This window comes from Nostoc sp. NMS7 (assembly GCF_017115085.1).
In the GTDB taxonomy this organism is placed as follows: domain Bacteria; phylum Cyanobacteriota; class Cyanobacteriia; order Cyanobacteriales; family Nostocaceae; genus Nostoc.
The window spans coordinates 25,338-52,026 of record NZ_JABXKJ010000072.1 but is presented as its reverse complement, the minus strand read 5'-3'; the positions used below and the strand labels follow the sequence as shown (position 1 = coordinate 52,026).

General features: G+C 40.3%; 26 protein-coding genes. 16 read left to right on the top strand and 10 right to left on the bottom strand.

The genetic code is table 11. The features are described 5' to 3' along the window. Positions 1-400: 400 nt before the first annotated feature. Positions 401-949, bottom strand: a complete 549-nt coding sequence (locus tag HWQ38_RS06650) for a TetR/AcrR family transcriptional regulator (protein WP_292791372.1) — start codon at positions 947-949, stop codon at positions 401-403. A gap of 268 nt (positions 950-1,217) precedes the next feature. Here HWQ38_RS06650 and HWQ38_RS06645 point away from each other — a divergent pair, with 268 nt between their 5' ends. From HWQ38_RS06645 to HWQ38_RS06635, 3 genes are all read left to right on the top strand, one after another. Then, positions 1,218-1,835 carry a glutathione S-transferase family protein gene (locus tag HWQ38_RS06645; RefSeq protein WP_094343083.1) on the top strand — a complete coding sequence of 206 codons (618 nt, stop codon included), beginning with the start codon at positions 1,218-1,220 and terminating at the stop codon, positions 1,833-1,835. A gap of 120 nt (positions 1,836-1,955) precedes the next feature. Next, on the top strand, positions 1,956-2,549 hold the full coding sequence (locus tag HWQ38_RS06640) for a pyridoxamine 5'-phosphate oxidase family protein (RefSeq protein ID WP_292791366.1): 594 nt from the start codon (positions 1,956-1,958) through the stop codon (positions 2,547-2,549). Between the two features lie 127 nt (positions 2,550-2,676). Then, a complete protein-coding gene (locus HWQ38_RS06635; protein WP_292791363.1) occupies positions 2,677-4,032 on the top strand; it encodes a hypothetical protein in 1,356 nt (451 codons plus the stop codon). Between the two features lie 150 nt (positions 4,033-4,182). Here the strand turns inward: HWQ38_RS06635 and HWQ38_RS06630 are convergent, their stop codons facing one another. After that, positions 4,183-4,803: a hypothetical protein gene (locus HWQ38_RS06630; RefSeq protein ID WP_292791362.1), complete on the bottom strand. Its 621-nt coding sequence runs from the start codon at positions 4,801-4,803 to the stop codon at positions 4,183-4,185. A 131-nt stretch (positions 4,804-4,934) separates the two neighbouring features. Here HWQ38_RS06630 and HWQ38_RS06625 point away from each other — a divergent pair, with 131 nt between their 5' ends. Genes HWQ38_RS06625 through HWQ38_RS06615 form a run of 3 tightly spaced genes read left to right on the top strand, consistent with a single transcriptional unit; the run spans position 4,935 to position 6,055 of the window. Beyond that, positions 4,935-5,165 (top strand): hypothetical protein, encoded by a 231-nt coding sequence (locus HWQ38_RS06625; RefSeq protein ID WP_292791360.1) that lies wholly within the window; start codon positions 4,935-4,937, stop codon positions 5,163-5,165. A gap of 57 nt (positions 5,166-5,222) precedes the next feature. Beyond that, positions 5,223-5,474 carry a hypothetical protein gene (locus tag HWQ38_RS06620; RefSeq protein WP_292791357.1) on the top strand — a complete coding sequence of 84 codons (252 nt, stop codon included), beginning with the start codon at positions 5,223-5,225 and terminating at the stop codon, positions 5,472-5,474. Between the two features lie 2 nt (positions 5,475-5,476). After that, positions 5,477-6,055, top strand: coding sequence for a siphovirus Gp157 family protein (locus HWQ38_RS06615; protein WP_292791354.1), 579 nt, complete (start codon positions 5,477-5,479; stop codon positions 6,053-6,055). A gap of 314 nt (positions 6,056-6,369) precedes the next feature. Here the strand turns inward: HWQ38_RS06615 and HWQ38_RS06610 are convergent, their stop codons facing one another. Next, positions 6,370-6,933: a Uma2 family endonuclease gene (locus HWQ38_RS06610; RefSeq protein ID WP_292791352.1), complete on the bottom strand. Its 564-nt coding sequence runs from the start codon at positions 6,931-6,933 to the stop codon at positions 6,370-6,372. A 123-nt stretch (positions 6,934-7,056) separates the two neighbouring features. Here HWQ38_RS06610 and HWQ38_RS06605 point away from each other — a divergent pair, with 123 nt between their 5' ends. The 6 genes from HWQ38_RS06605 (at position 7,057) to HWQ38_RS06580 (ending at position 11,421) form a co-directional block, all read left to right on the top strand. Next, entirely contained in the window at positions 7,057-7,701 is a 645-nt protein-coding gene (locus HWQ38_RS06605) for a hypothetical protein (protein ID WP_292791350.1), read from the top strand. A 5-nt stretch (positions 7,702-7,706) separates the two neighbouring features. Further along, positions 7,707-8,144 (top strand): hypothetical protein, encoded by a 438-nt coding sequence (locus HWQ38_RS06600; RefSeq protein WP_292791348.1) that lies wholly within the window; start codon positions 7,707-7,709, stop codon positions 8,142-8,144. A 146-nt stretch (positions 8,145-8,290) separates the two neighbouring features. Continuing rightward, the gene (locus HWQ38_RS06595) at positions 8,291-9,115 is read left to right on the top strand and encodes a hypothetical protein (protein WP_292791346.1); all 825 of its coding nucleotides are present in this window, start codon (positions 8,291-8,293) and stop codon (positions 9,113-9,115) included. Next, positions 9,088-9,846, top strand: coding sequence for a hypothetical protein (locus HWQ38_RS06590; RefSeq protein WP_292791344.1), 759 nt, complete (start codon positions 9,088-9,090; stop codon positions 9,844-9,846). Before HWQ38_RS06595 ends, HWQ38_RS06590 begins: the two co-directional genes overlap by 28 nt. Beyond that, a complete protein-coding gene (locus tag HWQ38_RS06585) occupies positions 9,830-10,522 on the top strand; it encodes a hypothetical protein (RefSeq protein WP_292791341.1) in 693 nt (230 codons plus the stop codon). Before HWQ38_RS06590 ends, HWQ38_RS06585 begins: the two co-directional genes overlap by 17 nt. Then, positions 10,513-11,421 carry a ThiF family adenylyltransferase gene (locus tag HWQ38_RS06580; protein WP_292791338.1) on the top strand — a complete coding sequence of 303 codons (909 nt, stop codon included), beginning with the start codon at positions 10,513-10,515 and terminating at the stop codon, positions 11,419-11,421. The genes HWQ38_RS06585 and HWQ38_RS06580 overlap by 10 nt, the downstream gene beginning before the upstream one ends. A 76-nt stretch (positions 11,422-11,497) precedes the next feature. On the opposite strand, the gene HWQ38_RS06575 is transcribed toward HWQ38_RS06580, so the two are convergent. After that, a complete protein-coding gene (locus tag HWQ38_RS06575) occupies positions 11,498-12,217 on the bottom strand; it encodes a response regulator transcription factor (protein WP_292791335.1) in 720 nt (239 codons plus the stop codon). A gap of 446 nt (positions 12,218-12,663) precedes the next feature. Here HWQ38_RS06575 and HWQ38_RS06570 point away from each other — a divergent pair, with 446 nt between their 5' ends. Beyond that, positions 12,664-13,830, top strand: coding sequence for a hybrid sensor histidine kinase/response regulator (locus HWQ38_RS06570; RefSeq protein ID WP_292791332.1), 1,167 nt, complete (start codon positions 12,664-12,666; stop codon positions 13,828-13,830). Between the two features lie 590 nt (positions 13,831-14,420). Here HWQ38_RS06570 and HWQ38_RS06565 read toward each other — a convergent pair. Further along, a complete protein-coding gene (locus HWQ38_RS06565; RefSeq protein WP_292791329.1) occupies positions 14,421-14,747 on the bottom strand; it encodes a hypothetical protein in 327 nt (108 codons plus the stop codon). An 85-nt stretch (positions 14,748-14,832) separates the two neighbouring features. After that, positions 14,833-14,964 carry a hypothetical protein gene (locus tag HWQ38_RS06560; RefSeq protein ID WP_258169890.1) on the bottom strand — a complete coding sequence of 44 codons (132 nt, stop codon included), beginning with the start codon at positions 14,962-14,964 and terminating at the stop codon, positions 14,833-14,835. Positions 14,965-14,999: 35 nt separating this feature from the next. On the opposite strand from HWQ38_RS06560, the gene HWQ38_RS06555 reads away from it, so the two are divergent. Further along, complete coding sequence (locus HWQ38_RS06555) at positions 15,000-18,392, top strand: hypothetical protein (protein ID WP_292791323.1); 3,393 nt, start codon at positions 15,000-15,002, stop codon at positions 18,390-18,392. Between the two features lie 60 nt (positions 18,393-18,452). Here HWQ38_RS06555 and HWQ38_RS06550 read toward each other — a convergent pair whose 3' ends face one another. The 4 genes from HWQ38_RS06550 to HWQ38_RS06535 form a co-directional block, all read right to left on the bottom strand. Continuing rightward, on the bottom strand, positions 18,453-18,659 hold the full coding sequence (locus HWQ38_RS06550; RefSeq protein WP_193920947.1) for a hypothetical protein: 207 nt from the start codon (positions 18,657-18,659) through the stop codon (positions 18,453-18,455). Between the two features lie 6 nt (positions 18,660-18,665). Next, complete coding sequence (locus HWQ38_RS06545) at positions 18,666-19,556, bottom strand: Rpn family recombination-promoting nuclease/putative transposase (protein ID WP_292791318.1); 891 nt, start codon at positions 19,554-19,556, stop codon at positions 18,666-18,668. Between the two features lie 591 nt (positions 19,557-20,147). Next, positions 20,148-21,245 carry a hypothetical protein gene (locus HWQ38_RS06540; RefSeq protein WP_292791315.1) on the bottom strand — a complete coding sequence of 366 codons (1,098 nt, stop codon included), beginning with the start codon at positions 21,243-21,245 and terminating at the stop codon, positions 20,148-20,150. Then, positions 21,206-23,596, bottom strand: coding sequence for an ATP-binding domain-containing protein (locus HWQ38_RS06535; protein ID WP_292791312.1), 2,391 nt, complete (start codon positions 23,594-23,596; stop codon positions 21,206-21,208). The genes HWQ38_RS06540 and HWQ38_RS06535 overlap by 40 nt, the downstream gene beginning before the upstream one ends. A gap of 313 nt (positions 23,597-23,909) precedes the next feature. Here HWQ38_RS06535 and HWQ38_RS06530 point away from each other — a divergent pair, with 313 nt between their 5' ends. Together HWQ38_RS06530 and HWQ38_RS06525 are read left to right on the top strand one after the other, a co-directional pair. Beyond that, positions 23,910-25,955, top strand: a complete 2,046-nt coding sequence (locus HWQ38_RS06530) for a hypothetical protein (protein WP_292791309.1) — start codon at positions 23,910-23,912, stop codon at positions 25,953-25,955. 19 nt (positions 25,956-25,974) lie between these two features. Then, entirely contained in the window at positions 25,975-26,610 is a 636-nt protein-coding gene (locus HWQ38_RS06525) for a hypothetical protein (RefSeq protein ID WP_292791307.1), read from the top strand. Positions 26,611-26,689 lie beyond the last annotated feature (79 nt).

Genomic DNA, 26,689 nt, shown 5'->3' with positions numbered 1-26,689 from the left:
ATGTCAATAATTGCAATGCTTTTAGTAATTTTTTAATACAATTTTTAATATCCTTCTGAATTTGTAACTAATAATTTAGCATAACAAGTACTGAAGAACCAAAGAAACACCATCCCATCTACTAAGGAACAGCCAGCACCCGCAGGTGACTTTGGCTGCTAAGTTATCGGCGAGATAGTAGTTTGGATGTTTTCTGTCAGCATTTAGGGCTTCATGAACCGACACGCTCAGATGAAAATTTGAACAACACCTGTAATATTTTCATTGCCATACCAAATGGCTATCGCTTCCCAGTAGATGTTGTAAATATATAGTTGTCACCCCGATCTGAAATCCCTGGAAAAACGGAATCGGACAGACCTATTTTCAAATATTTGGTATGAACTGTGTAATCACTCTCCTACAAATCTTGGCACAGTTGTTGTGGCAATTGTTTCATCACACGGACAAAAGGAGCCACATCATCCAAACCCTGCGCCACAATCAGAGCGCCTTGAATGGCAATAGCAGCATCTTCCCCACGCTCATGAGCCAGTGTCTCATCTAATCCGGCTGCCCTCAAAACAGTTGCTATTTCATCAATCCAGGTTCGTAATAGTGTTTGCACCTTCGTATGAAAGATATCTCGTGCTGACCCCATCAACAAGATGGCACACATACAGGGTTGTTGTCCGCCTTCATATAGCTCGTTAATCTGTTCACACATCTTACTCAACCGAGTGAGCGCATCCCCTCCACCGCGAAGTATCTGTAAAATGTGTTCCTCCAACCAACATTCCATAAAATCCAACACCGCCGTCACCATTTCATCCTTCCCACCGGGGAAGTGATGGTAGAGACTGGCTTTCCCCAAACCTGTCGCTTGTGAAATTTTCGATAAAGTCGCCCCATCGTAACCATACTGTCGAAACAGTTGTAGCAAGCAGGGAATATAAGTATCTTTTGCCATTTACAGAAATTGAAATCTCATCTCTTGACATTATACCGAACGATTGGTACAGTTATTTTGTACCGAACGCTTGGTACAAAATAACTGTACCAATTCCTTAATTTGCAGGGATGTCTATGCAGCATCTCGAATCGCAAGAGGTGTCAGTTGACAACGGGAGAAATCAACTTGCCGTGACTATCTCTGATTGCTGTCGTTCTTATTCCCGTTAGACCGCTAATTTTTAGCTTAACAGTGCTTCTTTTTACAGAATATTGAGGATTAACCAATGATTAAGCTTTATGGTCACGAACTCTCTGGTAACAGCTATAAGGTCAAGCTCTTGCTATCACTATTGGGCATTGAACATGAATGGATTAAGGTCGATTTGCTGAAGGGGGAACACAAAGCCTCTGAATTTCAGTCGCTTAATCCCTTCGGTCAAGTTCCGGTATTAGTGGATGGCGACACAATTATAAAAGACGCACAGGCAATTTTGGTTTATTTGGCTCGTTGTTATGGTGGTGAACAATGGTTGCCACTGGATGCTGTCTCACTTAGTCAGGTTGTACGTTGGCTATCTACAACTGCGGGTGAAGTGCGTCAGGGACCAGAATCGGCTCGTTTGTACTATCTGTTTAATGCCACCAGTATTGATATTGACAGAGCTAACCAAAAAGCAGAGTTTATTCTTACACAACTTAACCAACATTTGCGCGATCGCCAATGGTTAGAGTTCGAGCGGATAACTATTGCAGATATAGCAGTATTCCCCTATGTTGCCTTAGCACCAGATGGCAAAATTGCTCTTGACTCTTATCCTCATATTCTGGCATGGATTGAGCGAGTTAAGACCCTTCCCGGTTTTATAGGAATGCAAGGAATTGCAGCACCTACCTTGGTATAGGCAAATAACACCCAGTTTAGATGGAGAAGGTAGAGAGTCAGAGGAATTTTTTCCCTTCTCTTCTCCCCTGCCTTTTCTCTATCTTCCCCTGTTTTTAGATATGTAAAAATAAAGAGTTATATGGTACGTAAATTTACGCAAATTGCTTTCACGCCTGCTGTCAAAGTTGCTCAAGAACAACGTGGCTCACGGCAGACCTATGCTCGATTTGAGCAAAATGGGCCTTCTAACGATACCATCACACCAGAAATTGAGGAATTTATCGCCCAAATGGATGGTTTTTATTTGGGAACCGTCGGTTCTAATGGTTATCCCTACATTCAATTTCGTGGTGGACAACCTGGGTTTTTGAAAGCTGTAGATGAAAAGACTTTAGGATTTGCTGACTTCAAAGGCAATGTTCAATATGTTACCGTTGGTAATCTTGACGAAAATGACAAAGCTTTTTTGTTTTTGATGGATTATCGCCATCGCCGACGGTTGAAAATTTGGGGGCGGGCTATGTATGTAGAAGATGATAGCGAACTAATTGAAAGCCTGAAACTTCCTAACTATGAAGCAGAAGTGGAACGAGTGATTCTGTTTCACATTGAAGCTTGGAATTGGAACTGTCCACAGCACATTCCTATTCGCTATTCTGAACAAGAAGTGGCGGCATTGCAAGCGAGAATAACTCAACTAGAGGAACTTCTTGCTAAGAAGCAGCAAATCTAATTTTTGTGAGTGAGCCAAGCCAATCAAAGGTTTCAGGCGAAAATTTCTGTAAGTAAAATATGGATAAGTTAGTTCTAGCGCAGCTAACGCCACTTAGAGAGGGATAAACACTCTAGGCGTAACTGCCATGACCTTAAATCCCAGAGAAACAACGATTAAATTTCTTAGACAAATAGGCTTTACCACCGGAACCAAAATTTGGCTCAGGATTTCTTGGGACTTGCCCATAGAAATGATACCTGAAAACTGGAATAACTACTGCCGCAATGGTCAATTTGTTTACTCTCATTATATTCTCTCCGGTAAAATCACCCAGCAAGGATTTCAACTCTACTGCTGTACTTACGGAGGTCGAGACAAACAAGGCAACACCTGCTGGCGGCTGACACCTAAACGCTATGCTGATGGTTGGGCATTGGCATTTAAAATGTCATATCTTGGTGCTACAGTCAGCTTTTACCCCAACCAACCAGACAAGGGAATCAGCAATCAGCACGTTAGTCAATGCCAATGTTTATTCTACGAAATTGATGATTTGGCATTGAGTGAGCAGCGACAAGCTGTAGATTGGCTAAAGGACGAAATCAACTTGGAACCCGCCGCCGTAGTTTATACAGGTGGAAAATCGCTGCACGTTTACTTTAAATGCAGCCATTTCTTGAATCCTGCTGAATGGCTGTATCTCAATCGCCAACTGACGATTATCCAAAACGCAGATCCAGCCATTTGCAACTTGGCTCGTTCCATGAGACTGCCAGGTATGCTTCGCAGACGGGTGGTGGATGGAATATTGAGTGGAACCATCCCCATTACCCTAGAGCATTGGTCAAACTGTCAGTACAATGTGGAAGAACTAGAAACCGCATTTGATTCTACAGCCTTATTTCCCTACAAACTTTCTGAGCAACGTTGGCGCAAGTGGGTGCAACTTCTCACAAAAGCGAAAAATGGAGAAGTTATCGACCCACAAGCAGCGTTACTGCAACCTTCTGTGACTGTCCCTCGCTCAACCTTGCATTGCCGACGAGGGACAGTAACACAGGCTACAATCAGAGATAATTGCTCATCTCTTAAACAGCTACGCGCTAGCGGAGTGTCTGTTCCTTTGTCTATCTGTTTAACTTTAAGCGATCGCACTTTACTAACTCATGGCCAATTTGAGGGAAACAGAAACAATGCTGGCTACAAATTAGCTCGTAACCTACTGGGTACATCTAATTTACTCACTAGAAACCGAATCGCTTATCATCCCGAACCACGTCAACTATTTGACCGATATTGCGATCGCTGTAAACCTCCACTTGAACCAACTGAGGCGGATACAATTTGGCACAGTGCAAATAAAACAATAGCCTTTGCCAGTCGGGACTTTGGCTCAATTGTCATGAGCATTCGTAAATGGAAGTCACACCGCAAATCAAAAAAACAATGTGTAAGAAAACCAAAAAGATTAGTTAACGCGAGGTTGACAAAATCGATGTAATACCCTCCCAATTCTTTACCCATAATTTACCGTGTACACATATCTTTGTACAGGATTAAAACGGTGTGGGACAACTCTCAAATACTTGTGTGTACACGGTAGCCCTATTCTGGGGAGACTATATGACTATTAAAAGTACTATCTCTAGTTTTACTTTCCCATTTTTGGTAAATAAGACTGACGATAATTGTTCTTAGCCATCAGCCTAGCCTCACGCTTTGTCCACTGTTTTTGTAAAGGAACATCAGCCAATCTTTGTAATAATATGAACACGCTATCATCTCCAGTCAACCGAGCGATGATTTGAGCGATCGCCTTACAACAACTCCAAGGATGACGTACCACCTGAACTTCTGCAAATCTCACCACACCCCAATTGCGCTCTAAGAAAAAACGGTTACGGATTTTATCGTCATCAACATCAATGCAGTGGTGAGGTTTACCTGTATCTCCAGCATAAGGTTCATCAATCTCAATATCGAGAGCTAACCCAGAAGATTGATGGTAAAGGATAAAATCGGCTGAATAGCGTCTAGGTGAACCAGGAATTTCAAATTCCACCGCTTGACAGATAAGATTCTCTAGAAACGTACACAGCAAATGGCGAAAAAATTGCTTTTCACTGACACCTTGCTTGGCTGTACCATTTCCATCTGGGGATGCAACGCATCCTTGAAACAACGCTTTTAGATACCCCTTTCCTCGATCACCGTTAGCAAACCGCCTTGCTAGGGGTGGATAAAGAATAACCGGGTAATAGCCAGTAGACATTAGTAGTTATCAGGCTGCTCGTGTTTAACAGTTTTTATTCGCAAGTATCAACCTTAATTGTAATCAAAAAAACTCATCTCAGCTACTGACCAAGTGCATAATAATATTATTCACCATTAATAGAGATACCCATGAAAGAATTAATGAAACAGCCTTCATCTTGGCTACCAAATGGAATAAAATTTAATCTTTCTGATCAGTTTCGTCCTTTTTCTTTTACTGAAGAATTACAAATACGTTTAGAGGAACTATTAGAAAAAAATAAAGAAAACTTACTCAATCCAGATGAACAAGCAGAATTAGCTGGGTTATTAGAATTAGAAAAAATCTTCAGTTTTATCAACGCTAAACTTGCTTCTTAATTGTGGTTATCAACAATTTTGTTCGCTTAAACGTCCGTAAAAGGGCAAAATACTTGTGTGAATATTGTCACTCTCCAGACGCGCTATCGCGCCACGGTTTCTGGCATTGAGCAAGCAACATTTATGCAAACACTGACAATAACTTTAACTTCGGCTAACTCAACTATTGCTGCTAATCAAAATCTTCAACCTCCACAAAAGGTCACTTCCAATTTATCTTTCAATACTAATTTAGATTCAGGCACTATAGCTATCTTAGAACAGATTGAAGCTGAATATGAATACTACCAAGCTTGTGAGGAGTGGTAGTCATGAATTTAGCACTCGCTCACCAATCTTTAGCTGGACTTTCCCAAACTGCTGCTCATCTCTGGGAACAGCTAACTAATTGCCAGACTTCTGAAGAAGAAGCTGCTATCATCACCGCTATTTGGGAAACTCAGGAAGTTCAGGAAGAAGTTGTTGATATCCAAGCAGAACTGGCATTACAACTGGATGCTGAAATAGCGGCTATTAAGCAACGGCTAGAACATCTAAAAGCTGTACATCAATCAGCACTGTTAAGACTAGAACGCTGGCGACAAAAATTAGATGAAACTATTTTAGAACAAACCGCCGCCGGAATTCTACCTGAGCAAATGATTGGTAATTCACTTCGCATCACAATTCAAGAAAATCCGCCAAGTTGTGAGGTGCTGATAGATGCAGAACAATTGTCTCCAAAATACCGCAGAGAAAAGACTGTTTACTCAGCAGATAAGAAAGCTATCATTGCAGCTTGGAAGAAAGGTATTCCTGTAGATGGCACTCACATCCAGCGCAAGCGCCGAGTTATCTATGCTTTGACAGCAACGGCAATTCATGACTTCAAAGACTCTCTTTTAACTTAACAATAGCTTTAACTAATTTATCAGCCAACAGCAGTAATTTTACTGTTTTGTTGGCTGCTACTTATACGTCAACCAAAAAGTTTTTAGAAGTCAAGACAAGCGGACATTTCAGGTAAATACAGAGAGGGAGCAAAACAACCTATTAGTTAGCATTTCAGGCGATACCCCTAGCTCAGAAGCAAGCGATGTTTGGCGACAAGCCTTATAAGCATTTACGCTCTTAAACCAATGGTGAATACTCCTGATTCACGATGGCTGAAACTCCTGTTTTTACGTTATCAAAAGTTTGTGGAGAACTTGTTTTAACTGTTTCTCTAACTGCTCATTTTTAGCCAACCAAACACCTGAGCTACAGTTAACTCCAAGTTGATCCCGGCTAATACTGGCAAACGCTCATCACCCTGCAAAAGTTCTGGTTGTTGATTTGGACGGAAAACCAAAATGGAACGATCTTCTGGGTCTATCAACCAACCTAATTGGCAACCATGATCTAAACAATAGAGAATATTGCCTGTAACTCGATTTGAACTTTGTTCGGGAGAAAGAATTTCAATTGTCCAGTCTGGAGGAAGCAGAAAATCGTTGGGTGCTTCCCCATCAGCAGCAAAGGGAATACGCGACCAGTTGAAAACCGCTACATCAGGTACTATTGAACGGATACCAAAACTACAGCGCAGTTCTGGAAAGGCATAAGCAACATGAAGGCTTTCGGCAACATCGTTGATACTGTTGCACAGCCTTAACTGTAATCGGCTATGCTTCCCTTTTGGCATTGGTTTTTGAATAATCTCACCATTAATGTAAACGCTTGCAGGCTTTGTTTCTGGTAGCTTGAGAAACTCCTCCAGAGTCAGGGATTGGGTAATTACCGTAGACATGGCTCAGTCGAGAAAAGCAAAGGGGATATCTTTTAGTCTAGCAGTACCTACTCTCAAAAACAGTTTCTACTTCTGGCTATCGCCACAACCGCTTGCACACCAGTTAACAAGGCCAAAAAAGCTATGACTACAAAATGGCTAACACCAGAACAGGCCATTGTCAAAGCCAACCTCACTGTTACATCTGAAACCTTAAAATCTTACATTTCAGAACAACAGGGAAAAACCACTGCTGAAGAACAATTCCAAGCTTTAGGATTGCTGTTTGACAGGGAACGCTTGCGTGCAGGTAAACCTAACTTTTTACAACTTTTAGAACCAGTAAGTGATGAAAATAGCTACGCCGAAGATGAAATCGACTCTCATGAATTAGATGACGATGACATAGAAACATCTGCTACCAACAAGGGAAATCAACCAGAACCATTTATTTTCGAGCAATGCAAAGTTCAAATCGTCATCACTTTACTACCTACACAGCAAATAGGAGATAGACCTGTAATGATTGCTGCCAGCAGTCACGGTGATTTCCCTGTAGTTACCATGCTCAATCAAGAAGAACTTGGTGATTTACCACCTGCAATTGTTCAACTACTGGACGAACTGAAAGCCGATTTTCCTAATCGCCAAATTCGCCGGAATATAGCCCAGACTCAAGCTGTCAAAACCAATAAACCGCCCACTGCCCAAACTCCAATTCGCACTGAAACTGCTAGCTCAGATACTACTAAACCAGCCAGTAATACTACGCAAATTTCACTGTTTTAAATGCCATGACTGCTACAAATAGCAATAAACTACTCGTCATCTACGAAGGTCAACAGCACTGGATTCCAGAAGCGATCGCGGTTGACGACCAATTACTACGGGATGCCTTCACTCCTCTTTGCGCTGAACTGGCAAACGCAGACATTGAGCGTAAACCAGGAGAACCCATTCACATCATCAAGAAGCCCGGTAAAAAAGGTACTTCTCCTCTAGATTGCCTGATAGTGGCTCCTGAAGAAATCAACCCCGCAGTCCAAATGTGCTACCAAATGCGTCAACGTCAGGTCATCACTGGAATTGACTGGCAAAATGCAGGACAGCTATCAGTCCAGATTGAAGAGGCGATCGCAGCTGGGACAGAATTTTCTCAGTTACTCAACCAAACCCTAAAATCCCTAACAGCCTGCACTCCCACATCTAGTGTTATTCCTGAAGGTTTTTGAGTGCTGATAAAAGGAGTTGGAAATTGACTTGAGGGGTAAATTATTGTCCAAATGACAGCAGTTTGCATTTCGGCTGAAGTAGACCCCATACCCTACCTGCATCTCTTCTTTAATTCCAACCCCCATAATAACGAGTTGTACAAAATATGTCTCACCTCGTACCCCTCAGTATGGCAGAGGCAATTTACAGCCTTTATCAGTGCCAATTTACCTTAGATGCCACAGAATCACTCGATTATCTGGAAACCCAACTCAACATTTACTCTTTATTAGCAATGTATCAGCACTACTTTCCCACCGAATGGAAAGCCAGCCAAGCTCCTATTTACCCACCTACAGATGTAGATTGCCATAGTCCCAGAGAACTGGAATTCATTGTACTGATTTACACTCATCTGTTTCCGTTATCCCACTGGACTGTAGAAACAGCCTACGAGCAAAGATTGCACAGCATTCCTATTACCCCAATGGGTATTGACTGGACAATGGATGGAGAAATTGAACATCTCAAAGATGGTTGGCAACTACTTTTACCTTTTAGCCATGACAGTCGCCGTTGGCTCGATGACATACACCCAGAAGGTAGCGATTGGTTTGATAGTGAATTTGCTATTTACGAAATTACGTACAGTGACATCGACCACCCAGACAAAATTGACCACAAAAAACTGAAACGGCAGTGTCATCACTTAGATAATCCTTTAAAGTTTCTGCCTTTAACTTTAAAGCTGCTAGACCATGAAACTAAAAACCTTTGGTTGGACGAGTACGCAGACGATTATTACTACCAACCTGACTGCACCTCTTTTCCTTGGTCAAAAGCATCTATTGATTTGCTCACTAGAAAATGGCAGCAAGCCGACCGAATGTTGAACTGTGCAGCCAACTTAATTGATTGGCTAGAAGCAGACTTAAAACCTCATGCTCAGATTCTACTACAACTATGGAAACAAGCATTGAAACCACGTTAATCGACGTTACATCTACAGCAATTCTATCCAGCGAGATTCTACGAGCAATTTTGGCAGAACCTCCCCGAAAATCTCCAGTAATTCAAGCAGAATTGCTGTTTTTGGATGGCATTTACATCTTCCATCACCGAGACAAAGAAATTGCCGATGCTCATATTTACAAATGTATCTCACCGGCAGCCCTGAGAATTGCTTTTAGCAACGAACCAATTGATACTGGTTGGATGGAACCAGGAATTGTGCGTTGGGGTACGGGCAGTACAGACACATATTTGGTAAAATTCATCCCACCAGCCACTCATACGATCAATTGCGATGAACTTGGTTCTTTAACCGTTCCGCTACCTGCAATGGTGTTTGTGGGGAAGGGATTAAAATATTGGGTTTGGGCAATTCAAGAACAGGAGTTTACTCCTCAAGCACCAGCCTTTCATGTGCCACTACCCAATGTCTACAGTTCTGGACAGGTGTGTTGGGGAGTGAACGAACCACCTGCTGCTAATGGTCTATCAATTAACCATGCTTGGAATTTGTTTATTTCCAGTATTTTCACCAACCATCTAACAATAAGTAAATCACAAAAATACCGCAAGGATGTTCGCCAGCAACTTCTAAAACTGCACAAAAGATGTAGACGTTCAACCTATCCTGTATCTGACCTTGTGCCTATCGGCAATCAGAAAAGTGTCGCTATGCTTGTACAGGAAATCCTTGATGAACCCATTGCTTGAAGGTATTATTGGTTACAAAATTATCACAACTTCATCTCTCCCAACACACACCAGCAGTGGACTAGAGTACCTTTATGCCGGAAATGGCATCTTTGCTAGAGCCATTCGTCCTGGCATAGAGGTATTAATGCCTATTTGCTTGTGTTCCCAAACTATCAAAGGGCTACCTCACCTAACACCTTATCTCAAAGTCACTCCCTTAATTCCCAAATCGCTGCTACTGGAAATGTGGCGGTCGAGTTATCAAGCTGGCAATCAATTTCATGAAATTCTCTTTCACCTCCACTGTACTGATGCAGGCTGGGATTTACAAGTCCCAGAACAAATTCAAACTCCAACTAGCTGCCAGCCAACTCATTCTGGCAGTGACTCTTCCCACCAGAAAGCGGCTGTAGACATCCATTCCCACGGTTCCTTACCTGCCTTTTTCTCTACCACCGATAATGCTGACGAATCTGGCTTTCGCATCTATGGAGTACTAGGTAGAGTTAATACCCTGAAACCAGAGATTAAATTACGGGTTGGACTGTTTCGCCACTGTTGGGATGTACCTGCTAGAGCAGTGTTTGACATTGACCGAGACTTTTTTATGCTTGATGTCTCACTTTCATCTGGCTGTAAATTTTACAGTACCGATGTACCGCCTGTAAATGTGATGGAAAAGCTATGGAGGTGAATTTCACTTTAGCAAATGCCTGTTCCCTCACCAATACCTATATCAACTTAACCAACTGTACTATGGAGCTAAATCTTGATTTGGCAAATGCTTCTCCTGTCGTGACTGTCAACTACTCAAAGATAGAACTGTGGCTAGTTGGGTGCGGCGGCACTGGTTCTTGGCTGGCTCCTTCTTTAGTTAGATTGGGCAGAGTTCTTTCTCAGCAAGGTAAACAGGTGAAACTCTACTTTGTTGACCCGGATCATGTTGAGTCAGCTAACGTTTTACGCCAGTGCTTCTGTGATGCAGAAATCGGACTCAACAAAGCCAAAACGCTGGCGCTACGCTACTCCCTGGCTTGGAAGATGGAAGTTACAGCGATCGCTCAACCTTTCCAACCCGAATGGATTGTCCCCAGTTACAATACCCTGATTGTCGTCACTGCTTGCGTAGATAATGCCAAAGCCAGAGAGTCAATTACCCAAGTACTTCAGCACAACACTCATCGCCCTGCGCCTCACATTTGGCATTTAGATTGCGGCAATTCCAAACGCAGTGGTCAGGTACTGTTAGGTTCCCATCTGTCTACTAACCGCAATGACTATCATTTCGAGGCTTTGGGCTGCTTTCGCTTACCTGCGCCAACTATACAGCAACCTGACTTACTGGTTCCACAGCCACAAGAGTTGGCAGACAACAACTTGTCCTGTGAACAAATGGCCTTGCTCAATAGCCAGTCCTTGAGCATTAACCAGCGAGTTGCTGCGGAAGCATTTGATTATTTGCTGCAATTGACGACGGGGAAACTACGACGATTTGCTACTTATTTCGACTTAGAAAGTGGTAGCGGAAAATCCCTGTATACAACGCAAGTCAGTATTATGCAGGCGATTCTCCTGGGTCACTCCTGTGCGTAGGCGTAGGCCGTCGTAGACATCGCTCCCCTCTTAAGTTAACAACCAAGCACTGTACAGTAGCAATTGTACAGTGACTTCAATTGAGCAAACCAGCCCGTAAAGCTAATACTGCCGCTTGAGTGCGATCGCTTGCACAAAGCTTGTTCAAAACCCCACGCACATATACTTTTACACTTCCCAAGCTGAGATAGAGTTTCTGGGCAATCTCGTTATTGCTATAGCCTTGGACAATTAACTCCAAGACTTGCAGTTCCCGATTTGTCAATGGATCTGCTTGCAGAATGCTTGCTTGCTCTGGATCAATTGCAGAGATCGTCACCGTCTGAGTAGCATTCGGTTTTACCGCCGCCGCCGCTCCTTGACGAGTATGCTTGAGAACAATACGAGCGATCGCTGGATCAATCCACGACTGACCTTCATGGGTGATATGCAGCGCTTCCAACAACAACTCGAACTTAATTGTCTTCACACAATAAGAGTCTGCCCCGGCTGCAAACGCTGCCAGTACCATCTGCTCTTTGGCAAAGGAAGTGAGCATCATTACTTTTGTCTGTACTGCTGTTTCCGGTGTCAGAGATTCCCGAAACTGCTGCACCAGCCATATCCCGTCTCTATCCGGCAAGCCAATATCAATGATCGCTATGTCTGGTTTTGTGCTTTGGAGCAGTTTCAGCCCATTGGACGCTGTAGCTTCATCACCCACGACTTGAATACCTTCTTGCTCGTTGAGAGAACTACGCATCCCAATCCGCGTTAAGCTGTGGTCTTCAATAATTACCACTCGAATATCTCCCATCATTTACCTCAGCAGCTTGGTAACTATACTTTTCTAATTGTCGAATATGGTTTTAAGCAAAGGATTACTCCATTGGACGAAAAATTTTAGCTATTCAGCCAAAATGTGGCTATTGAGATGCAAAGCGGCATTTCAATGTTATTAAACCTGATCCAGGTTGAAACCAGTAATTTTTACAGTATTGGCTGAAAAGTTGATATATCATCGGCTACATATCTCAACTAGCTGTTGAAAAAGCTCCAGTGTTCAAAATGGACATGGTTTAATCTGAAAATTCTCTGAAAAAATCTTCCCAAAGTATAAAAAAATATAAAAGTACTGAAGTTAGACTGAAAGCAACACAGTTTATTTTGACCTGTGTCCACATCACACCCATAGGAGGATGCAGCTTATCTCTAACCGAGAATCCTGGCTCTTACACATAGGCAGATTAACAATTGCGTTTTATGAAGAACACTTTATCTTGGAATATAACTTCAGAACAAAAAAACCAAAAAATTCTGCTGGTGGATGACTCAGCTGACAGCCTCCGCTTGCTGCAAGTCACTTTGAAGCTGAAGGGATACAACGTGACCATAGCCGACAGTGGTGCTGAAGCATTGGTAAAAATTGCCGAATCTCCTCCCGATTTGGTACTGCTAGATGTGGTGATGCCGGATATGGATGGCTATGAAGTTACCCAGCAAATTAAGCACAACTCAAACTTACCTTTTATCCCAATTTTGCTGGTGACAGGGTATGAAAAATCAAGTGTCGTCAAAGGTTTAGATGCAGGTGCAGACGAATTTATTCGCAAGCCGGTAGATAAGAAGGAATTACTGTCCAGGGTGCGGGCTTTGTTGAGACTAAAACACAGTATGAACGAACAACTGTTTCTCAGTCAACGACGGGAAGATTATGTGACCCGCCTCACTCACGACCTGCGAACTCCGTTGATAGCTGCTGACCAATTCCTGAAGTTGCTGCAAAGAGGTGTTTTTGGCAATACCTTATCAGCAATGCGTGAATCTTTAGAACAAATGGCTCAGAGTAACCAAACTTTGTTGTCAATGGTCGATACCTTGTTAGAAGTTTACCAGTATGAAGCTGGAGGCAAAACTTTGGATTTCTTTGTGGTTGACCTGTGGGAATTATGTCAGCAAGTAGTCCAAGAACTAATGCCTTTGGCTGATGTTAAACATTTAACTCTCAAAGCTGTCTTGACAAAGGGTACTGAAGCTTCTTTAGTTAGGGTTAGAGGCGATCGCCTGGAACTACGCCGACTAATCACTAACTTAGTTGGTAATGCCATTCGCTTCAGTGATACTGGGTCAGTAGAAGTTCGCCTCAATTCCACTGTTCAAGGGGTAACGATTGAAGTAGAGGATACAGGTATTGGCATGAATCCAGAAGAACAATTACTCTTATTTGATCGCTTTCGACAGGGCAAGCATCAACGTCGGGGGAACGGTTTAGGATTATATTTGTCCCGTCAAATTGTTGAAGCCCATCAGGGAAATATCTCTGTTTCATCGACTGTAGGGAAAGGCAGTATATTCACAGTTTATTTACCAATCAGAATTCAGGAGTCAGGAGTCAGAATTCAGAATGAATTCTGTACGAGTGGCGGATAGAGCAGCGTAAAGCCTTCTCTTCTCCCAAGGGGAGACGCTACGCGAACGAGAGGCAACGCCTTCGGCATAGCTTCTCTACGAGAGCCTGCGCCAACGCTTAGAGCGAGTTCGCGTACTCCTGCGGAGGACAAGCTACGTGTAGCGTCTCGTAGAGAGCATCTGAATAAATGGTGAAACACCACACCAAATTTTGAATTTCGTGGTGCAACAATCGAGTGGCGGTCACTGAGCTTTGTCGAAGTGTGGGTCAAAATCCCCCACTCATCGATTCATAATTCATAATTCTTCTTTTTTTAACTGGGGAAACAGCTTGTTCAAAAATGTTATTCACATAGAAAATTGGGTAGATCGAGATTAAGGACTCGCGCTGAAATAACTTACCTATTTTATCAAAAAACCCGATAATCAAGGCTTTCAGCTATTCTAAAAAGTAACTTATTAGTCAATACGGTTCAGTTAAGGCTTAACTCTTTGTCAAAGTCAATTTTTTTAAGGAACCGCCAAGGACGCAAAGGAAGAGAAGAAAGAGAAACAAGAAATGTTTAACTGAACTGTATTGACTTATTAGTGGGTGACTCTTAAGGGACGTTTTACCAAGATTCATCTGGTTCAGGTGGACGCCAACCACGAGTAGTTGAACTTTGATCACCTAGTCGATCAATTGCCCCAGGATCGCTATTGAGAAATTCATCTAAATCTTCATATCTACTTGGACAATAATAACCTGATGTAGGTTTGATAGGATTTTTCTTAATTATTATGCTTTCGCCAGATTTGAGATGAGCATATTCGGGGTAATGCTCATCTTGCGATATATCATCAGAAGGAGTGATCAACTCATCTCCTGGTGAATCTGGGTCATCGTCATAAAGCATTACTAATAAACCATCTTCTAATCGTTGAACTCTTTTATTCATAAAATCTAGTGGTAGCTTCAAAATTGTGTATCTTAAGTAACACAGTAAAACAATGATAATACGATTAAAAGCCCTATTCAGCTATTTAACTTTCTTGGAAGTCTGCTAGCAGAGCTAATACCGTATAAAATACCGTCTGCCATGAAATCAGTAAATTATCCACTTGGATGATTTTATCGAGTGTAATTTCGTGCCAAGGTGAATATTGGAGTCTCATGCTTGCTAGATAAGCTATCTAATAGATTATTGGTAATGGATTTAACCACTAGAGTCTTAGAAGGTTCTGGTCTGAGTATACCTATCTTTGATGGGTCGTATAACAATGGTAAGGGGAGATATTTATCTGAACCAGAAATCATTAAAAATTCTCTGCTCGAACAGATGTTTGAAGCAGAAGATTTACAATCTCTACTACTGGTTAAAATTGACAGTAAAAACCCAGATGCCAACCATTTAAGACAAAGAACCTTTCAGGATGGAATCCGACGCAAGCTAGCTTTCAGTTCTGGCAATAGTTATTACTTTGCTGATGGTTCACTGCATAAAAAAATTAGACGCTTATTCGCTACAGAACCGGATACTGCCTGTCGCTATGGTTCTTTGCTAGTTAGCAATTGCTACAAAGGCTCAGAAACTTTTACAGGGCTGCGAGTTAAAATTGTGGACTTTGAAGACCCACAGTATGCTCATTATAAAACAGGAGACTGTCACGGCAAGATTTCGCCCCAACTTGCCAAACAATTGGGAGGAGAAGGCAACTGTCCATTCCAATTTCGGTTTGCGTGGAGGAGTAATTGGGCTGAACCAGATAATTCTCAGTGCCCAAAAACCAGCTTCTTATCCAAAGGTACTTTCCTACCTGATGCGACTTTGACTGATGCCGTTCCCGTAGCGTCTCGTAAAGAAGGCTACGACATCATTATGGATCGTTCCTCAATTAAAGGCATTAAAAAGTCAGAACTCAAAAACTTAATACCCTGCGGTGACTATGAGTTTCCCCAAGCGGTAATCGGTAATCGAGGTAACGCCAAAGCCACCAGCTACGATAATAGTTGGCAGTTTACCATTTGGTACTCAGAAGAAGCAATCAAACAAGATTTGAGCAAACCCACCGAAGAAAAAGCTAGAGGACTTGCCGAGTTGCAGCGCAATCCCTTGGTGTTGGCAAAATATATCATCCAACAATATGACAAACAACAGCGATCGCAGCAAGAGCAGTCAGAAGAAGCTTTTAACGAAATTGAGGGTAATGCTAACAATCAAGCACAGGAATCTCGCTGGATTTCCCTATTACGCAGCGATAAATATGGTCAATTGATTGAAACCCCCAAATTCCGCAAGTTTGCTACCGATTACATAGCCAATCAATGGCGTGACTTAGCAATCAAGGGTGGATACAACCATAATTCGGGTATGGCAATGCCGTGCGATCGCCTAACTCGTGGCACAATCTGTGTACCCCATCTACCGGAAGGAGATGTCATTCTCACCCGTTACCCCATCGTCAATTCAGACAACATCCGCCTCTACCAAAACATCCACGACCCAGAATTGAAGAAAACTCGCAATGTAGTTTGGATTCACCCCAAAGATGCCGAGGAATACCACCAAGCCGATTTTGACGGCGACCAATTAATGGTCAGCCCTGCCAGTAAACTGCCTAATATTGCTCAAGAAACTCTCCGCGCAGGTGAACCGGGACGATTTGAGCCAGTTAAACAACGCCCTAAGCTGGCGTATACGGAAATCACAGATGAAGAAGGCAACTTAAAATACAAAAATTTAGCAGACATTGCTGCTGCCAGCAGTCAAAATAAAGTAGGGCTGGTAGCAACAAACATTGGACGTGTACAGTCATCAATGCCCCAAGACAGTGAGAATGTGGAGCGATTTGGCAGACGACAAAGGAAGTTGCTAAACCGCCTATTTCAGGCACTTCAGGTTGAGGTAGATTCGCCCAAAAGTGCAGAAAGATTGGAAGATATCAAAGAAATAGGTGGGGAAAATTTGCTCGCCGATGCCAAAAAATGGTCAGAGTCTCACCCCAGTTACTTCTTTGACTTTAAAAAAGATGAACGGCTTTATCGCTCCTTTGCCATGCCTGCGGATGCTCCTGGCTCAATCAACGTCATTGCAAGAGTTGTAGTCAATCCTTTGTGGGAACCAACACGCATTCGCAGCAGAGATAGGCATGAATTTCGCTACCTGTTTCCCAAAGAGACGCTATCTGTAGATGCCTTGGAATGGGCAGAAGAACTGAAAACAAGGTTTCAGCAAGCTAGAGACGAGATTAAGGAACGGGTGGGAGATGACAGGGAAGCCTTTAATGAGGAACTAGGGAAGCTCTACGAAAGCTATCGGGCGGAAATTGATGAATTATTCCCCACTTCAGAGGAACGATTTGTAAGTCGTGCGGACAGGCTCAGTCAATGCGTAGCGTCTCGCACAGAAGGCGCAGCCGCACTGTGGCATACACAACACACCCGTCCAGAATTAGATCGGCATCGCAAAGACTGTTTAAAGCTGGCAGAACAGATGGAAATTACGTTTTCGTTTCAGCACGATTATGAACTGCCAAGCGTTGCATTACCACAGGATATTTATGTTTTGAGTGTTCCTTTCGGTGCAGGTGCTATTAAATGGAAAGAATCTTTAGAACAAAAGGGAATTAAATTTGATGCCACTATTCATCCTCAATTACCTCTGATTGAATTTGCTTTAAAAGACTTATCCCCCAAAGTAGTTGATAAATTAGCAGCTAAATTTGGTGAAAACATTAACGATTTAGATGAACTTAATATCACCTTGGATTTGAGAATTATTCCTCCCGCAGATCATAGTTGGGCAACATCACGTCAGGATTCAGGTGTTGGTGCTTTGGCATATAACCTGTTTACAGAGGAAGTATGTCAACAACTTCAGGATTTTCAGTTTGATGAAATTAAAGTGTTGGGTATCAAATACAACCACTTTGCCAATGAAAACTTTGCTAATAAGCAATGGAAAAAGCGCAGTCTTACTTTGGAAGTGGGAGTTTTTGAGTTACCCGAATCTCATCCAGAGTTTTATCGTTACAACGGTACACCGATATTACAGATTGATGGCAAGAATTTAGGTACTTTTGCTCCTGACAGCCCGAAACTGCCGATTGGTGCCACATTTGCCGCTACTTTGCAACCAGATGGGTCTAGTATTATCCTCAAAGTTAATCCTGAGTCAATCAATCTGCCAGAAGTTCCATTACCGGAATCAGAACCAAAGTTAGATACTGCTGGGCAATTCCGAGCCATTCACCGGGAACTCTGGCGTAAAGAAATGTTTGATAATTTAGTAGGGGCGATCGCTACTACAAAAGAACAGCGACAAGCCAATCAATCTGCAAGTAATGAAATTGAGCAGTTTAAGATAGGTAGCCATTGGACTGCTTATGTGCAACCCAGTGGTGATTTCATTGTGCGGAATGAAGGTAAGCGGACGATTTGTCGAGGTAATCTACAGACGGGTGAGGAGATATTTCCACTTTCAGAAGAACGTGCCAGTGAGCTAGAAGCGATGATTTTAAAGAGAGAACGATTACTTCACAGAAAACATGATGTATCACATAATGGACACCATATTAGCAGTCAGGATATAGAGTTGAACTAAAGTGGTAAAGGAGATTATTTAAATGCGTAAAATAGTATAGGCGCTTTTATCAAATTACGATTACCTTTGAAACCGCGATAATAATTCCTCACGGTCAGCCTGTAAAAGTAAGCCAAGATATTCTTCCCTAGATAACTGCATTAATTGAGGAATAATCGCCTCTAACTCAGCATCTAAATTACCAAATCGTAACTTCAAAAGCCCGGAAATGACTTTTCTTCGTTCGGCTTCTGCACCTTCCTCTTGCCAACTGGTCACAAATTCCATTTACGATTACCCTTGAAACCGCGATAATAACTCCTCACGGTCAGCTTGCAAGAGTGAATCCATATATTCATCGGGGGAGAATTGTAACAAAGCGGGAATAATGCCTTCTAAAGAAGCATCAATGTCCCCAAAGCGCAGCTTTAAAATCTTAGTAATAGTTGCCCGTCGTTCTACCTGTATTGCTTTCCGTTCCCAACTGGTGACAATTTCCATATATACCTCCTGCTCAGTTAATCCCATTGTATCGACCACAGCTTGAAAGACTTCTTCTTCTGCTGCATTCAGTTCCAAGTACACATCTACAAATCCAGAAATTAATTGCATCCGCGCTGGGTCTAACCTTAAAGTTGTCAGCAACCGCAAACATTCCGCCTTCACCTGCGGACGTTCTGACACCGCAATATTCATCTTCGCCATCAACGCCGCCGCCACTGGATTGTGTTGCGTTAGAAAATCCCGCCAACTTAGGCGATTTAATTGAATTGCTGCAAACTGAAATTCCAGCACCTTTAAATCGGGAAACGTGACACGATAATTTTGCGCTTGGGTACGTTTTGGTTCGTCGAAGGAGAAAATCACAACTGGATAAATTGGTAAATCATATTTTTCATGGAGACGCGCAAAATACTTAAACATCCGCTTCGCAAATGCTGTCTCAGTATAAGATTGATTTTCAACGTGAATTAAAAAACAAGTGTCTTGTTGCTGATAACGCACCTGCGCCAGCAAATCAATTTCTTTCTTTTCTCCAGATGTGACATCAGTAAACACATCTTGGGGTAAAAACTGAATGGAATCGCGGTCTATTTGGCTGGCTACTTGAGGCAGGAATAAATCGAGAAACTCAACAAAGAATGTAGATATTAATTCTTTGAAAAGCCTGTCATGGTCAATCATCCTAGCAACTCCTCCAACACATCCAAATCTCTGCATTCGACACAAAAAACACCTTACGGGTAAGGTTTATATCCTGGTGTAAATTGTATGTCGCCAACGCACTACAAGTCGTCCAAATGCGGTCAGTCTTTAACATTATCTCGCCAGTAAGCATCCCTGATATTGCTCCTGCAATCCGCGCCCTGTCTAATCCGATAACACCACAGTATACCTGAGTTTTTTGGTGAATAGGTTATTTTCAACCGACAAGTCTTATGCGAACTGCTTGGGAAACTATTGCATCAGTTGCGGTAGATTCGTTGGGAAAGTTCAAATAATTTTAGTGATAACAGCATGATCTTCAAGTGTTCCTTGTTGATTTTGAGATTGTTTTAGAAAGAATTCTACGGCAGTTCCTTCTGCAAGATGATATTTGTTACATTGTATATCTCGCATTCCGAAAAAATAACGCTCATTATTATAACTATTTAAATGTCCTGATTTTTGATTGCTATGTATTCTATGAATTTTACCTTGAAAAACCTTTTTATCTCTTAACTGATCTTGCTTACATATATTAATAATTTGTGTTTGTTTTTCTCTTAAATAATTTTATATTTCAATCTTTGGATAAGGAATTTTGTAATAATTAAGAATTTTGCTGACTTCATCAGTTAGTCTCAAATCATATTTTTGAACTATTAGCCCAATTAATTCTGCTAACAATTTTGATTTTTCAATTTCTTGAATTTTATAATAGCATCTAGCCATTATAAGATAAAGTTTAATTTTTTTATCTTCATCTCCTTGAAATAAAGCAGCTTTACAACAGTTGATCAACGCCTGTTCATGGTTTTTATCATCAAATTCAATTTCAGCAATTTCTTGATAAATAAACCACTTTTGCCCTTTGTGACCTTGAATAATCTGTAATAAAATACTTTTACCTGCTTCAATATCACCTAAAGCTATTAAAGAAAGTGCTTTTCTTCGCTTAAACCAAATGTCATTATCATAATGAAACTTACTAATAGATGATAAAGCTATATCACAATTATCTATACATTCTTGATGCTTTTCTTGCTTTTGCAATAGAGAAGTTAAAATTGAGAAATATTCTTCATAATCAGATGCTTGCCTTTTTATTTGACCATCAGTATCAGTAAACTCTGTTTCATTCGTTGAAAGTTTTTTTGGTTCTAACTTAGTAATCCATTCTTGAAGTTTATTGACATTGATATTCGGTTTTTTATAAGCCTTAATTAACTTAAAAATACCTATTGTATAAGGACAAGGAACCCTATCTTGGTTGGTTATATAGTCTTTTTGTTCTGATATTTCAGTAATTTTTTTAATCCCTTTTTCATGTTTCCAAATATAATCTTTATTAAAGTTCTTAACGTGCTGATCGAAAAGATACCAGACATAAATATTCTCAACTGGTGCTTCATGGATATGAGCAATTACTATATTTTCAATATCAACATTTTCAGGAAGAATCGCATTATTTCTTAAGCATTTAAGCAAAAAAACAGTATCCAATGAATGGAATTCATTGGGAAAATCAATATAAAGTTGATAGTAAATATCAAGGGCTTCTTGAAAATCACCTGAATCGAGTTTTTGTTTAGCTAGGTTTGTAAGGTCTTTTTTTGAAGATGACATTGTGGTTAATTGTACTCGTGAATAACTTCTTGAAATATCTTCCATAAATTAGGATCATCGCAATAAATGGCAGTAATTGTGCTAATAAAACCTTTTTGTTTGTAATCAAGTTTGATACATAATTTACCATCTCCATTTGTTCCGAATAACTTTATCAAATCATGAGAATTATTTTCTGAAATATATTCAGAAATATATTCTAAATAAATTTCTTTATTTCTTAATCTCTCGATTAAATTATTGTATAGTTTCTCTCTCCAACCATCTTTTTTTTCTAAAGTGATATTAGAAATAGCTATCTTTCTTGTCAATACAAATAATACTTCATCCTTAAACTGTGGAGTTTCTGCTTTTTGTACAATCGGAGAACCAAACACGCCATTACTTTTATAAGAAAATATAATTGTTGCTGTTTTATTTTTATTTGTAGTTTCAGTAACTTCGTAAATTTCTTGATATTGGTTATGTTTAATTGCTTGTATTCTTAAGTTACTAGATTGGAATTTTGTAGAAATAAATAAACTTAAACTTATTAAAACGGTATTTTTAAATTGAGCATCAAAATATTGTTTTAAATCCTCGCTTAAAGATTCAAATAATAACTTACTTAAATCAGCATCTTGTTTTGATATAAAAGAACTTTTCACCCAATCTTTATAATTATTATTATCACTGGAATTTTGTATTTTAAGATTAGGATAAGATAAAGGAGTTATTGGTTCATATCCGCATAAAACAATCTGAGAAGTAGCTCTAGTAATACCTGTATATAACCACTTAAAATAGTCTTGATTAGTTCTTCCTCTATTTTCCCCTTGGTTTGTATTAAATACAACTTTTTGCCATTTATAAGACATGGCTTTGTGTACAGTCATTGCATAACCATATCGAATAAATGCAGTATTTTTAAACTTGAAGTAGTTACTAGCAGGATCATTTTGAAGTCGCAGCTTAATTTTATTTCTGTATTGTTTTTTTGCGTTCTTTAATAAACGGTTTAATTCTTTCTCTTTTTCTCCAAGCCTTGTCTTAACTTGTTCTCCATTGTCTAATCTGATTTTAAACTTAGATATATCAAGTTCTAATGCTCTATACTCTTCAGAGTCTCGGAGATGATTATACTCATCTGAATGTTCAAAAATACAGGCGTTAACTTCCTCCTTTAATTGATTGTTAATAATAATTTTTAAGGCAATTTTCTCTTCTTTACCCAATTCTGCTTGGGGATTATTTAAATAATTCTCTAGTAGTAATACGCTAATATTTTTTTGGGTTACATTTAATTTAATATTGACTTCTCGAAAGCTTAAAGTAACTGATATATTTTTTATTTTTATTTCTTGTTTGCTTGCTTCAAAAATTGCGTTTATTTCTCCAAAATCACCATTATAAATTGATTTTATAGGAGCAAATGGATCATGATTACCTACACTAATATTATTGTAGAATAATACAATGTCACCAACAGCAAGGTTTTTGTCTAACTTTAATAGTTTTCTTCTAATCCATAAATTGATATTATGTGCGTTTTCATTAGAAAAACATAGGATGTGAATGTCACTTTTATTCAATTCTGATATGTAAGTTTCTATTTTATCTTTTGTTAAATGAATAACGGCATCTGATGTTTGATTAATTTGTAAATCATTAAACATCTTATTGCTAATACCTGAAACACATTTCAGTGCTTCAGCATTAATTGGCGAATAGTTTGTTTTGTCTGATAATTGAGCAACGTCAACTACTAATTGATACTTTTCTTCCAGATATTTACGAATAAGAGGTGATTCTTGTTCATTTCCAAAACTTAATTGAAATGGATCGCCGATGAATATTATTTTTCTTTTAGAATCTTTAAGGGCAGTAAATTCAAGATAATCTTTTAAAAGATGACCCGAACCAAACCGGAGATCAAAACTTTCATAAAAACTATCAGATATAAGCTGTGATTCATCGACAATAAAGATGGAATTATCTGAATTATTACATTTTCTCAATGGTACAATATCAATTATATCTCCTTCATCAGTTTGATCGCTTTCATCACTTCTGTCATCAATTACTTCTGTAGGAGTACCACCATAAATATAAGAGTAAATACTATTTACATTTTCAAGATTATAAGTGGACATTAAGTTTCTAGCAACTCTTGTTGATTCAGCAAAAGATAATACCTCTTCAATACCTAGTTGATAAGCAATTTTTTCAATATAAGGAATAAGAAATGATTTACCACTATTTGACGTTCCTTGTAGAATAAAAATTTGGATTTCTGAATTTTTTACGAAATTTGTGATCTTGTTTAAGACTTCTTGTTGATCCTCATCAAGAAGACTGAAATCTAGAGTAGATTTTTTACTACCTATTTCTTTAAAAACATCCGTTGATATTTCCATTAATTTTTAGTTAATACAATAAAGAACTCAATAATTAAAATTTAAAATTTGTGGCGTAAATTAATCTTAATTCAAAGCATCTCTCACTTGTCAAGGAGTAAAATTACGCAATTATTGTCAAGCAGTGCGATCGCCCCCTTACAGCTACACCTACGCATTTCGTTGGCTATCTAATGAAGCGTAGTCACCTTTTGTTTAACTAGCGACTTACGTTAATAGCCAACTGGACAATCAATAAATCGCCATTTGGTCTAGCTGTTTTTAGATAAAGTCTTGTTAGGTTAACTCTTAAGGCAATCAGCTTTTAGTACCTATGGCTACCAAAACACTGACCAAACCTAAGCAAAGACAAAATTCTCAAAATCGCTCATGGGAAAACCTGACAGATCGCCGTAAACTCCGCCATATTGAAAACACATTGGATAAAGCGATCGCATCCTCAATTCAAGATGATTCTATCCAGTCCCACGAAGACTTTAAAGCCTATGTAGAAAACTACAGCCAGGAATCGGGTAAAGCCCCCATCACAGTAGAACTCTGTGTTGGAGGTGGAGATGATGACGAGATTAGAGGCTATCGCTTCTACCTCACCAATGATCCGAACCACAGAACCAATGGCAAATACCTGATTAAAAACCTCGAAGGAATTACCAGCAAAGATGAAAACTACTTCACCCCTTCTAACATTGCTGAAATTTGCGGTTTTGCTGAAACAGAACTAGACGATCTCGATGATGAATTAGAAGATGACCTGCTTGATTTAGATGAAGAAAATGAAGAAATAGATGATACAAACGACGAACTAGACGACCTATTAAATGATGATTTCAACACTAAACTAGACGACCTAGATGACTTAGGTGAAGAAGACGAGCCATCTGTTAGTCGTGTTAGCGCAGCCCAAACTAAAACTCAAGCCAAAACTTCAACTAAAACCCAAAGTAAGTCTCAGCCTAAAACACAACCTAAAACTCAGGACAGAGCTAATACCAATAAAACTGCTGCCAAAAACTCCAAATCCAGAGAGCCTCTAGACGAAGCTTCGCGTTTAAGTGCCACAGCTGCCACCAATGGACGAGAAGTAAATGGGGTGAATTTAGCAGGCTTAACAGGTCAACTGGCATCTCTGGGAATTGCGGTTGGACAAGGTGTTTTGGAACAGCTAGCAGCCGAGGCTGATGAAAAGCGGCTTGAACGAATTCTCAAAGAACTGCAACAGCAGAATGACCGCGTAGATAACATAGCCAGTCGCTTGCAAGAAGCAAAGCCGGACTCACCAGAGTCTCAAAAGTCTCAAGATTTTCAAACTGTATCTGAAGAATCAGTCACAGATAATCCACTGGCTGTAGCTGCTACCAAAATCGGCTCGAAAGTAGACAATCTTGGTTCCCAACTAGACCCCAAATACCAATCTCAACCATTTGAATTAGATAAGGATACCAGTGTTAGCGAACAGCTTGACCAAATTGAAGCCTACCTGAAAGTTCTTTCCAAGCGACTTGACCGTTTAGAAATGGTAATTAGCCGATTGGAAAAACAGATGGCAGCACCACAGAATAATTCTACTGTTGTCGAGTCAGAAACTGATGCAGATATTGTCCAACCTAACTCTGCTAACCAGCCACCAGCAGACGTTGACATTTTAGAACATCTAACGAAACGCCAAGCACAGCAACAACAAGCTGCTTGTGCTGATGCTTTATTGGGGTTTGCCAAAGTTGCTGGTGAGTTATTTGACCAATCACCCCAAGCAGGTATTGCCATTTCCAGTAACAAAACTTTATGGGTAGAAGCACAGGACAAGCAGGTAGCGATGCCTGCGGCGGGCGTAGCGATCGCTTTAGAAAATACCCAAGGTGAAACACTCTTTGCTGGTACTCGCACTCAGGGACAGTGGGCGATCGCACAAGACAATCTCAGCCCTGATGAAAAGGCTGGTATTTGCAAACTGCCACAGTCAAAAGAAGAATACGCTCTCAAAGCCAGCACCCAAGCATTAATTCAAAAATTTCAAGAACAACTACCTAACCGATTTAACAGCAACGATGAACCGACATTCACCTGGACTGAAAAGGGCAAAGTCAAGTACGAATTTGAAGTCGTGAAACTGCCCAATGGTACACGGCTACTTCAAGGATTTAACCCTAATCGTAACGATGAACAAGTGCTTGATGCCGTTTTAGTACCAGGGCAGCCCCCGGAGATTTTGCAGTGCAGTATCCCCCTGCGTGAGATAGAAGCGCTACTGGACAATCAGCAATCAACTCGCTCTACCCAAGCCCAGACTGATAAAGATACTGCAAGCCAAAGCCAGAAACAAACTCAAAGAAAAGCCAGCAAACCAGAAATGCAAGTTTAATTCTACCGAGAAGAAAAAAATGAACAACACAAAATCTCACATTTCTCAGTTAAAACTGCTGCTATCTCGTAAATTTTCAAACAACTTGAGAAACCTGAAAATCAACCGCACAGACTTACTTTTCATTTTACTATGTCTTGCGATTGGAATTTATTTGTTAGCTACCAAACCCATATTCGTCACTATTTTGGGATGTGCCACCATTGTTTTCTTGAGTATTGGGTACGTAATTCGGACAGTACCAATTCTAGAAAAGTATTTAGGTAGAAAAATTCGCTTCTGGCATATTGTTGCCGCCATTATCACTATTACCGCTTTACTCGATACCTTTACAACTCCAGCCCAAGCTATTTTCTTAAGCGGGTTGGAAAGCTTCTTCAACAATTTAGCCCAACAAAGTTCCCAAGCAGGAGGCGGTTCCACTAGCACTTTGGATGCCAATGTTGTTGGTTTGACATTTAACCTCATCCGAGGTGCATTCTTGCTGCTGGTTGCTGCTGCTTCTCTATTTGCCTATAACCAAGCACAGCAAGGTAACGACTGGCGACCGATTGTTACTCAAGTTGGTTTAGCGTTTTCCATCGTAATTGCCATTGATGTCATCACTTTCATATTTGTCGGTAATGGCACAGGAACAACATCAGCTATAAGGTAAACCCAACTTGAATTTTGTATCCATTAAATAAGAATTCAGAAGTCAGAAAACATTCGTCAGAATAGCGAATTTGCCCACT